The organism is Gordonia sp. ABSL11-1 (assembly GCF_030315685.1).
Taxonomy (GTDB): Bacteria; Actinomycetota; Actinomycetes; order Mycobacteriales; family Mycobacteriaceae; genus Gordonia.
This window is the reverse complement of the sequence record NZ_JASXSI010000013.1, coordinates 165813-175074: the sequence shown is the minus strand read 5'-3', so window position 1 is coordinate 175074 and position 9262 is coordinate 165813. Positions and strand designations below refer to the sequence as shown.

At 66.7% G+C, this 9262-nt stretch carries 11 protein-coding genes; 3 read left to right on the top strand and 8 right to left on the bottom strand.

The window, feature by feature from the left end:
* Positions 1 to 330: 330 nt before the first annotated feature.
* Positions 331 to 1323 (top strand): FUSC family protein, encoded by a 993-nt coding sequence (locus QSJ19_RS15975; protein ID WP_286321799.1) that lies wholly within the window; start codon positions 331 to 333, stop codon positions 1321 to 1323.
* Positions 1324 to 1461: 138 nt separating this feature from the next.
* Entirely contained in the window at positions 1462 to 1644 is a 183-nt protein-coding gene (locus tag QSJ19_RS15970; RefSeq protein WP_286321797.1) for a DUF8691 family protein, read from the top strand.
* A 112-nt stretch (positions 1645 to 1756) separates the two neighbouring features.
* On the opposite strand, the gene QSJ19_RS26995 is transcribed toward QSJ19_RS15970, so the two are convergent.
* The 4 genes from QSJ19_RS26995 to QSJ19_RS15950 form a co-directional block, all read right to left on the bottom strand.
* The gene (locus QSJ19_RS26995; protein WP_502876198.1) at positions 1757 to 2044 is read right to left on the bottom strand and encodes a helix-turn-helix domain-containing protein; all 288 of its coding nucleotides are present in this window, start codon (positions 2042 to 2044) and stop codon (positions 1757 to 1759) included.
* A 531-nt stretch (positions 2045 to 2575) separates the two neighbouring features.
* On the bottom strand, positions 2576 to 3919 hold the full coding sequence (locus QSJ19_RS15960) for a DUF2252 domain-containing protein (protein WP_286321796.1): 1344 nt from the start codon (positions 3917 to 3919) through the stop codon (positions 2576 to 2578).
* Positions 3920 to 3928: 9 nt separating this feature from the next.
* Positions 3929 to 5395, bottom strand: coding sequence for a hypothetical protein (locus QSJ19_RS15955; RefSeq protein WP_286321795.1), 1467 nt, complete (start codon positions 5393 to 5395; stop codon positions 3929 to 3931).
* A 110-nt stretch (positions 5396 to 5505) separates the two neighbouring features.
* The gene (locus tag QSJ19_RS15950) at positions 5506 to 5688 is read right to left on the bottom strand and encodes a hypothetical protein (RefSeq protein WP_286321793.1); all 183 of its coding nucleotides are present in this window, start codon (positions 5686 to 5688) and stop codon (positions 5506 to 5508) included.
* Positions 5689 to 5771: 83 nt separating this feature from the next.
* Between QSJ19_RS15950 and QSJ19_RS15945 the strand changes: the two genes are divergently transcribed.
* On the top strand, positions 5772 to 6719 hold the full coding sequence (locus tag QSJ19_RS15945; protein WP_286321792.1) for a GlxA family transcriptional regulator: 948 nt from the start codon (positions 5772 to 5774) through the stop codon (positions 6717 to 6719).
* A 141-nt stretch (positions 6720 to 6860) separates the two neighbouring features.
* Here the strand turns inward: QSJ19_RS15945 and QSJ19_RS15940 are convergent, their stop codons facing one another.
* The 4 genes from QSJ19_RS15940 to QSJ19_RS15925 all read right to left on the bottom strand — a co-directional run bounded on the left by QSJ19_RS15940 (position 6861) and on the right by QSJ19_RS15925 (position 9109).
* Positions 6861 to 7322, bottom strand: coding sequence for a hypothetical protein (locus tag QSJ19_RS15940; protein ID WP_286321791.1), 462 nt, complete (start codon positions 7320 to 7322; stop codon positions 6861 to 6863).
* A gap of 194 nt (positions 7323 to 7516) precedes the next feature.
* Positions 7517 to 7996 (bottom strand): Dps family protein, encoded by a 480-nt coding sequence (locus QSJ19_RS15935; RefSeq protein WP_286321789.1) that lies wholly within the window; start codon positions 7994 to 7996, stop codon positions 7517 to 7519.
* 44 nt (positions 7997 to 8040) lie between these two features.
* Positions 8041 to 8472, bottom strand: a complete 432-nt coding sequence (locus QSJ19_RS15930; protein ID WP_286321788.1) for an organic hydroperoxide resistance protein — start codon at positions 8470 to 8472, stop codon at positions 8041 to 8043.
* Between the two features lie 199 nt (positions 8473 to 8671).
* A complete protein-coding gene (locus QSJ19_RS15925) occupies positions 8672 to 9109 on the bottom strand; it encodes a Fur family transcriptional regulator (RefSeq protein WP_286321786.1) in 438 nt (145 codons plus the stop codon).
* Between the last annotated feature and the right edge of the window lie 153 nt (positions 9110 to 9262).

Genomic DNA, 9262 nt, shown 5'->3' with positions numbered 1-9262 from the left:
GTACTTCCTCACAGCCATGACCTTCTCTTGGTGTGTTCACGGTCTCCACCAGACCCCAGGACGGTTCACCGGACGTGCCTTGGCCACCAGGGTCGCACCGCCGCCTGCGCCGCCACGGACCGCACGTCGTCTGCCATCTGATCAACTGTCCGGATTACTCCGACCTGCGGCGCCCACAGCCCGACGAAACGGTCAGAGCACAGTTCACCGGTGACTCGTGCCCGGCGTCGCGCCGCCATCACCCGCCGCGGGTGAAGTTGTCCGGCGCGACCAACGTGACGCGGCAGCTGACGAGAGTTCGGTCGGTCCATCTCGGATAAGGTCTGCACAGTGACCGTCGCCGTACCCCCGCTGCTCGTATGGCGCTGGCTCCCGGCACTGGCCGGCCTCGTCGCCGCGACGCCGGCCGTGCTCGTCACCGGGTTGGTAGATGTCCGTTCGGGCGTGGTTCTCGGCGTCGGGATGATCCCGTCGTTGGTCATCGGGATTCCGCGGGATCGTCGTCGGAGGGTGCTCATCCTGGCGGCATCACTGATCCTGGGCGTTCCCATCACCGTCGGCGCCACGGTCTCGCCATGGCCCGTCCTCGCCTGCACGACGATGTTCCTTCTGCCCGTGGTCGCGACCTGGGGTGGACCGCGCCTGCACCGTCCCCGACTGGCCTTGCTGCTGATCATCCTGGCGCCGCCGCTGGTGGGTATCGGGCTCAGCCTCGACGGCTGGCGCACGGGCGTGACGATCACCGGCCTGTTCATCGCGGGCGGTGTGATCACCTTCGCTGTCGCTGTCGCACTGCCGGAACACTGGTTGGCCGAACCCGCCGACGGCCCGGTGACACCGACGGCGCTGCCGGGGATCCCTTACGGGGTGTTGGTGGGTCTCGTCGGCCTCGTCGCGGCCACGATCGGATTCCTCCTGGACCTCGATCATGTCGGCTGGGCCTGCGCGGCAGCCCTTCTCGTCATGCGCCCCGACGCCCTCCTACAGCAATGGCGGACGATGGGACGCTTCGTGTCCGTACTCGTCGGGGCATCGGCCGCGACCGGTCTCGTCGAACTCGGCGTCGCCCCCTGGGCCGTGGCCGTGGCCGTCGCGGTTGCGCTGGTGGCGGCGGCCGCGACCCGCGGGAGCCGCTGGTACATCCTGCCGACGTTCACCACGTTCCTGGTCATCCTGATGCTGAGTTATCCGGACCCGGCGCAGGCCACCGGGCGCCTGACCGAACGGGTGTCCGAGACCGTGCTGGGACTCGTCGTCGCCGCGGTGGTCGGCATCGGAGGTTCGGCCCTCATCCGACGGCGCGATCACGCGTCGGCTCCGTGAAACCTGTCCTCCCCTGCCATCTTCATCCGCCACGGATGATGTCGCCCGCCAGTCGCGACGAGCACGCTGACTCCGAACAGCACGACACGATCACGATCGGCGGACGAGCGCATAGATCGCCACGAGTACGAGTTCCTGGTGGACGGGGCGCTGTCCGACCGCGTCCTGGCCAGCTTCCCGAAGCTCGTCGCCCTGCACGACGACCGCCGCACGACGACAGAGCTTTCCGGCGAACTACCGGACACGGCCGCGGCCCGCGGCGTGATCGCGCGACTCGATTCGCTCGGGCTCACCCTGCTCGAGTTCCGTCGCAACCCCTGAGCGTCGGTGTGATCGCAGCACCCCGTATCGATGGCATCACCCGCTTTGTTTCCGGGGTGATGTCAGAGAGTCAGGGTGGCTATCCGCCGAGTCGGGTTGCGGTTGAGAACGATCAGAGCAGACCCGCAGCGCGCGCCGCCGACACCGCGTCGCGCCGGGCACCGACCCCGAGTTTCCGATAGATGGTGCGCATGTGGGTCTTCACGGTGTTGACCGACACCGACAACACGTCGGCGATCTCCTCCGCCGTCTGGCCCGACGGCAGAAACGTCAGCACCCGGATTTCCGAGACAGTGAGATGGACCTGCCGAGACGCCCACCGGTCCCGCGCGACCGCGAGATACGCCGCCGCAAAAACTCTCGACGTGACCGAAGGTGCCGACGTCGCGGGCGACGGCATCGGCGAGCGCCGCGGTCAGCACCATCACGGGGGCGCGGCGCACGACCGTCGTCCACGCGGGGGTGCGCCGTGTCGAGGCGACGTCGGATGTCGTCGACCTCGACGGCGTCGAGGCTCTCCCAGCTGATATCGCGCGTCGAGCTTGGAGACCCGGCACCGGCCCGCCACGTCACCGTCGACCCGGGGCACTGACCAGGACGACGGCAGCGGGGCAGTCGACCGCATCGTCGAGAATCGCCGCGAGTCGCGTGTCACGGTCCGGCCCGGGAGCCGGCGGCAAGTCCGGTGCGGTCGTCGTGCCAGCATGAACGGTCGCCGGGGTCTGCCGTTGCGACGACCTCATCTGTGGACCCCCGATCCCGCGACAGATTCTCCCGACGGAATCTGTTCAGACGAGAACATAGCGCGAATGGGGCTCGCCGTCGCGAATTGTTTCGCGACCACACCGGGAACGGGATCGAATTGCTATCGAATTGGCCGAATGTTCACGATAATCACCGACACCGGCTCGTGAACGGATCTCCACGACGGTCACGTCAACTCGTGAACTTCGAGTCTCCCCTGTTCGATCGCAGTCAGCATCGTCCGATGGTCACTGTCGGTGAGGTCTGCGTACGCGATCGAGAAATCGGCGATGGCATCCGGGAAGCCTTTCTCACTACCCAGGTAATCGGCGATCTCGAGTCGACTCGCGGTCCGGGCGTGGGCATGGGCGAGTGCGCGTCCGCACAATTTCGCGTACAACGTCATGTCCGCCGGAGCAAGCGCCTCGATCACCACCGACCCTTTTCCGTCGCGCAATTGACGGACGTAGAAATCGCGTTTCTCGCCGTTCTCGTCGAGGCCGGTGGTCCATCCGAGGAACAGGTCGCTGGCCGCCTGCAACAGCCGCTGCCCCTCGACGACACGTTGTCCCTGGTTCGGGTATTGCCGAGCAGGCACGTGATCGGCGAGTACCGAGCGCTGCGCCTCCTTCACCTGCAGGAACAGTGGATCCTTTGCGCGATTGCCGTGGAAGAGGACGATCCACGCACGGGTACCGACGCTACCGACACCGACCACCTTCCGTGCAACGTCGACGAGGGTGAACTGGTCGAACAGCGCCCGGATGTAGTCCGGCAGCATCGCGCGGTACTCGCGCAGTCGTTCGCCGATAAGCTCCTCTACGACTTCCGCCCGTTCGCTGGGGAACAGTTCATGAATGGGGACGAGCAACGGCGGGTCGCTGCGAATGCGCACGTTGCCGTCGGACTCGATCTCACAGAGTTTCGCGACCGCCTGCGCGCTGTCCCGATGTCGGGCCTTTCGCAACTGGCGTACGGTCCGCTCCTCGGTCGAGGTATCGAGCTTCGATCCAACCTTCCCCAGGACCTCCTGAACGTCGATCCGCGAGTACCAACAGTCCATCGTGGTAAGTTCCGTACTCGCACGGATGCGTTTTCGATAGGCCCGCGCCACCTCACGGGCGTGTGCGCGGGTGGCCTCGGCATCGAATCCGTTGCCGCGGGAGGCGACCGCGAAACTGGCCGCCAGACGCTTCACATCCCATTCGAATGGGCCGGGAGCGGTCTCGTCGAAGTCGTTGAGGTCGAAGATCATCCGACGTTCCGGCGTGTTGAAGACGCCGAAGTTGCTCAGGTGGGCGTCGCCGCACAGTTGTGTCATCACCCCTGAGTGCGGGACGGCGGCCAGGTCGGCGGCCATGACCGCGGCGGCACCGCGATAGAAGGTGAACGGAGTCGCCGACATCCGGGCGTTGCGAACCGGCACCAGGTCGGGCACCCGCGACTGCGCCTGCCCCTGCAGGATCTCGATCGGATTCCCGCGGTCCGCGGGTTCCACACATCTGGCCAGTTCGCGGATCGTCGCCGCCATCGTCGCCTCCTATTGGTACGAGATGAACACCGGGTGGGGGCGGACCTGCAGGGTCTGCGAGGGAGTGAACGTCGGATGGTCTTCGGTGTCGAAATTCTTCCACCCCATCCAGACATTCGGGGGCAAATCGGCGACCAGCCGCTGCCAGGTCCCCATCTTGACGGGTGGTTCACCGTGCCCGTCTGCATGGATGAGCACCTGCAACTCGGGATGACTCGTGTCGATCCGCTCCCGATTCGCGAGCATCGCGCTGTCGAACTCGTGCAGGACGAAGACCTTCTGCGGAAGCTCGCGCTCGGCAGTGAATCCGGCCAGCCATTGCGAGGTGCGGTTGACCTCGTCGGCCGATACGGACCCGATCTGGGTGAGATGCACCTGATCCGGCTTCAGTCGCCATTCCGGGTCCAGCGCAAGTCCGACGTGGGGTTGGGCGAGCAGATCGGCGTAGCGCCGGGCCTGGGTCAGGAAGTCGGTGCGACCCGGCTGCAGGTCGAGGGTGACATAGACCCCCGCGGCGCGTGCGGCGTCGACCCAGGGGCGTATGCGAGCGGGATCGACCATGCTCGAATAGCTGTTGTCCGGACCGGGTTCCGGCGACGCGACCGTCACGATGATCTCGAACGCCGGTACGACCGGAACCCGGCTGTACGGCTGATACTCGGCGGCGAGCTTCTTGACGCGATCGATCGAGGCCGGGATGTCCTGGGCACCCAGCGGCCCGAGCGTCGGCGACCCCGGCGACCCGTAGAGGGCGACGATCTGACGACCCGGGAAGACGATCTGACCACCGCCGGGGAGTTCGGTCTGCGTCCGAGCGGTGTGCACGCGGTCCGCGAACTCGTCACTGCTCCCGAATCCGGCGCCGAACGCACGGACGGCCGCGGTCGGGTGATCGCGGAGAACGCGGACCGATTCGCCGGTGCCCCGCGGGTCGTCGGCCGGGACCCGGACGACCCGCGCACCCGCTGCGTGGGCAGTGACCTCGGCATCGGGACCGGCAGCATCCGACAGGAAGGCGATCGATGTGCCGGCTTGCGATGCGCGCTGCCCCGACATCGCGGCCGTGTCCGGTGAGATCCGCGCCGCGCCCAGCCCACCGGCTGCCGAGGTATCCCCGATCACGTAAACCGTGGTCACACCCAGGCGGCCGATCTCGTGGGCCACCTCGGCGCGGTCGGCGTCGTCGAGCGCGAAGACCGGTGTCTGGTGTTCCTCGCCAAGTGTGCGCGCACGGTCCCAACCCTGCGCACCGGCAGCGGGCGTGACGACGATCGCCTCATCGGATCGGCCGAACAGTGTGCTGCTCACCAGCACACCGTCGGCGCGGTCCGGCCCGTCGACGACGGCTGCGCTGCCCTCACGGAGTTGCGCTGCCGACGACGGGCTCGACGACCGCACCACCGCGGACAGGACCGCGGCGAGGGCGGCGACCACGACGAGAACTGCCAGCGCCGACCACACGCGATTGCGCGACATCCGAACGGTTGCCCCCTTGGTGCACCACTGATGTGTGCATGACGACTCCTTGCCGGTCGGGGCCCAACCTAACAGCCACGAATGTCGGTGCAAGACCGACAGATCGGACGTCACGCGCAATCGCGACGCCGCAGGTTGAGGACAACCAGTTCATCGTGGATGCGATCGGCGTCGGCACCGAAACCGAAGGGAACGCGTGGGATGTGCGAGGTGCGCCGATCGGCGCGGTAGACGATCAGCGCGGCCGGCAGGACGATGGCGACGAGGAGTGTGACGAGGATGATGGTGTTCATGACAGAAATTATTTCTCCGTCAATATCCCGCCACCAGTGGCGCTGATGACATTGTTCGCAAATTTTCTGCCATACTGGGTTTCATGCTGAACAAGGTCGCGGTGCTGCTCTATCACCGGGTCGCGCTGTTCGAGTTCGGCGTGATCAACGAGGTGTTCGGCCTCGATCGCACCGACGACGGCGTCCCCGCGTTCGAGTTCCTCATCTGCTCCCCTCAACCAGGCGTCCCGCTGGACATCGGGAACGGCGCGTTCGTCGTTCCGCCGCACGCGCTCTCCGAGTGCCTCGACGCCGATCTGGTGGCCATCCCCGGCGGCAGTACCGACCCCGATTTCCCGCCCGAGGTCCTCGACGCGCTGCGCACTGTCGTCGACAACGGCGGCCGGGTGCTCACCGTCTGCTCGGGGGCGTTCGCGGCCGCGGCGGCCGGACTGCTGGACGGTCGCCGGTGCACGACTCATTGGCGGTACGGCTCGAAGCTCGCACGGATGTATCCCGACGCGATCGTCGACACCGACGTGCTGTTCGTCGACGACGGCCCGATCACGACGAGCGCGGGGACCGCGGCCGGCATCGACGCCGCGCTGCATCTTGTCCGCGAGGAGTTCGGGCCCGAAGTCGCCAACCGGATCGCACGCCGCATGGTGGTGCCTCCCCATCGGGACGGCGGTCAGCGGCAGTTCGTGGAGGCTCCGATCCCCGAATGCGACTCGGACGGCTTCGCCGGCGTCCTCGAATGGATGATCGGCAATCTCGACACCGAGATCTCGGTGGACGCCCTCGCTGGCCGCATGCACATGTCGACGCGCACCTTCGCCCGGCGGTTCGTCGACGAGGTCGGCATCTCACCCCACAAATGGCTCACCGAGCAGCGGGTACTGCATGCGCGGCGGCTGCTCGAATCGACCGATCTGCCGGTCGATGACGTCGCGGGGAAGGTGGGCTTCGCGTCCGCCACCCTGCTCCGCCACCACTTCAACGCGACCGTCGGCGTGTCGCCGACCACCTACCGTCGACGATTCGCGCGATAGGTGGGCCTGATCTCGATACACCCGGCTCGCTTCGCTCGCGCGGGCACTCGATCAGCGTGTGTAGCGACCATCCTCCTGCTGATCGAGTAACGACCGCCGGCAGCGACCGAGGCCGCGTATCGAGATCACACCCCACAACGCTCAGTCGTCCGACTCCACCCCGTACGACTCCGCGAACGAGACCCGCGGAGTGGTCGCGGCATGGAAGACGGCCAGCCCGGTGAAGAACAGGGTCGACACACCGAACACTGCGCCGACGACGACCGCCACGATGTGCACCACCGTGCCGAGGATTCCTCCGACGTCGGTGGTCGCGAGGGCTGCGGTCAGCGCCAGCGCGGCACCGAGCAATGACCACGCGGCGCTGCGAACGCGCGGCCCGACGACGGATGCGTAGAAGAGTCGCTGATAGATGGCCAGCTCGAATTCATCGACCGCGGCGATCCGGACGTCGTCGCCCGCCGCGAGTTCGCGGAGCTCACGCGCCACGGTGACGTCACGGTGCAGCGACGCGGTCTCCCGCTCGCGGTATCGCACGAACGCGACGACGCCGATGGCCGCCGCGAGAAGTCCCAGCCCCACACTTGCTCCCCAACTGTCCACGCTGACACGCTACATCCGGCGATCTCGTCGGAGTGCGCCCGGTCACATGAGCAACCGGCGCCGGAGACCCCCGCCGACGACAACACGCGCCGCCCGAACCTGCACGATGATGTGCGGGTCGGACGGCGCGTGTCGGTGGCCGGGGCTGTCGGCCATGCGACCGGGACCGGCGGTCGCGAACTCGGGTCAGGCGGTCAGGCGACCTGCGCCTGCCACATCCAGTGGAGTTGCTCGAGCTTGGACGCGAACCCGATCAACAGGTCTTGCGTGACGGGGTCGGCCTTCTCGGTGGTGTCGATCCGCTCGCGAAGACCGGCGATGACGGCCTTGAGGTTCTCGACGATCGACGTGACGACGTCGGCGTCATCGGTCCAGCCTTCGCCGAAACCCTTGGTGTGCGCGGTCTTCGCGACGGTCTCGGCCCGGCCGTCGGGGCTGACCCCGATGGCCGTCGCACGCTCGGCGGCGGCATCGGTGAACTCACGGCTGACGGCGACCAGCTCGTCGAGTTCGAGGTGGACGGAACGGAACTGACGTCCGACGACGTTCCAGTGCGCCTGCTTGGCGATCAGGCTGAGGTCGATCAGATCGACCAGGGTGTCCTGCAGTGCCTGTCCGGTGACGGCTTTCTGCTCCTCGGTGAGGGTGCTGGTGATGGGGGTGTTGGTGGCCATGGCGCCACTCCTCTCTGCGCGGGCTGTGCGCGGTTGCGTCCGGGTCAGACCCGAACGGCGATGGTGTGTTGGATGTTTCCCTTGGTGGCCTTGGAGTACGGGCAGAACTGGTGAGCCTGCTCGGCGAGCTGCTTCGCGGTGGTTTCGTCGACTCCCGGGATGTAGGACTCGATGGTCGCGACCAGCGCGAACCCACCGTCGGATTCGTCTTTGCCGATGCCGATGGTCACCGTGACCGTCGAGTCCTCGGGGACGGGCGCACCGGCCTGCTTGGATGTGGCGCGCAAGGCGCCGAGGAAGCACGCAGCGTAGCCGGCGGAGAAGAGTTCCTCGGGATTGCTGCCCTCACCGCTGCCGCCCATCTCCTTGGGTGGGCGCAGGTCGAGATCGATCTGTCCGGAGTCGGAGACGACCTGTCCGTCGCGGCCTCCGCCGGATGCTGTGGACGAGATCGTGTATGCGGGATCGATTGCCATCGTTCACTCCTCGACGTTCAGTGTGGTTGTTCTGGTTTGTCGGCGAACTCTCGCCTGTTTCAACGATTTCTGACCGGCGGTCATTTCCGATTCCGCTGTGACGGTCGTCGCCCAGGGTGCCCTTTCCGCTCCGATCATGGTGCTGCGTAGTCGCGTTCGACATCCGAAGCCGATGCCGAACATCTCCCTGGCGTCCTGTTCATCTGTCCGCCTGCGTCTTTCGCAGACAAGATGGGCACTCACCCCAGAACGTCACCTCTGCCTCGTCGACGCGGTACCCGTGATCGCGATCAGGGACGACGCAGGGCGCCTCGCCGACGACACAGTCGATGTCGACGATCGCGCCGCACGCCCGGCAGATGAGGTGGTGATGGTTGTCTCCCGTTCGGGTCTCGTACCGCACCGGTGAACCGGCAGGCTCGATCCGACGCAGCAATCCCCGTTCGGAGCAGGCCCGCAGGACGTCGTAGACGGTCTGGGTGGAGACGCCGCCCAGACGTGTTCGGACGCCCGCGGCAACGACATCCGCGGTCGAGTGCGGGTGGGCATGCAGGATCTCCAGCACCGCGAGCCGCGGGGCCGTGACGCGCATGCCCGCCTCTCGGAGCTGTCGATGGAACGTGTCGGGATCCTGCATGACTCCACGGTAGCCTCATTTCTGGAATAGTTCCAGTTATTGGAAGAATTCCAGAAAAATGAGGCAAACCTCCCTCACCAGGGTTCGAGTCGCGGCGCACGAGCACGTCCCCTATCCTCGAGACCACGAGTTCGTGTGTAGCAGTCGGCAAGA

Coding starts and splice junctions, on each gene's coding strand:
- QSJ19_RS15925 (WP_286321786.1), bottom strand. CDS start 9,109: ATGCAGGATCCCGACACGTTCCATCGACAGCTCCGAGAGGCGGGCATG.
- QSJ19_RS15960 (WP_286321796.1), bottom strand. CDS start 3,919: ATGGCGGCGACGATCCGCGAACTGGCCAGATGTGTGGAACCCGCGGAC.
- QSJ19_RS15945 (WP_286321792.1), top strand. CDS start 5,772: ATGCTGAACAAGGTCGCGGTGCTGCTCTATCACCGGGTCGCGCTGTTC.
- QSJ19_RS15930 (WP_286321788.1), bottom strand. CDS start 8,472: ATGGCAATCGATCCCGCATACACGATCTCGTCCACAGCATCCGGCGGA.
- QSJ19_RS15935 (WP_286321789.1), bottom strand. CDS start 7,996: ATGGCCACCAACACCCCCATCACCAGCACCCTCACCGAGGAGCAGAAA.
- QSJ19_RS15955 (WP_286321795.1), bottom strand. CDS start 5,395: ATGTCGCGCAATCGCGTGTGGTCGGCGCTGGCAGTTCTCGTCGTGGTC.
- QSJ19_RS26995 (WP_502876198.1), bottom strand. CDS start 2,044: ATGCCGTCGCCCGCGACGTCGGCACCTTCGGTCACGTCGAGAGTTTTT.
- QSJ19_RS15950 (WP_286321793.1), bottom strand. CDS start 5,688: ATGAACACCATCATCCTCGTCACACTCCTCGTCGCCATCGTCCTGCCG.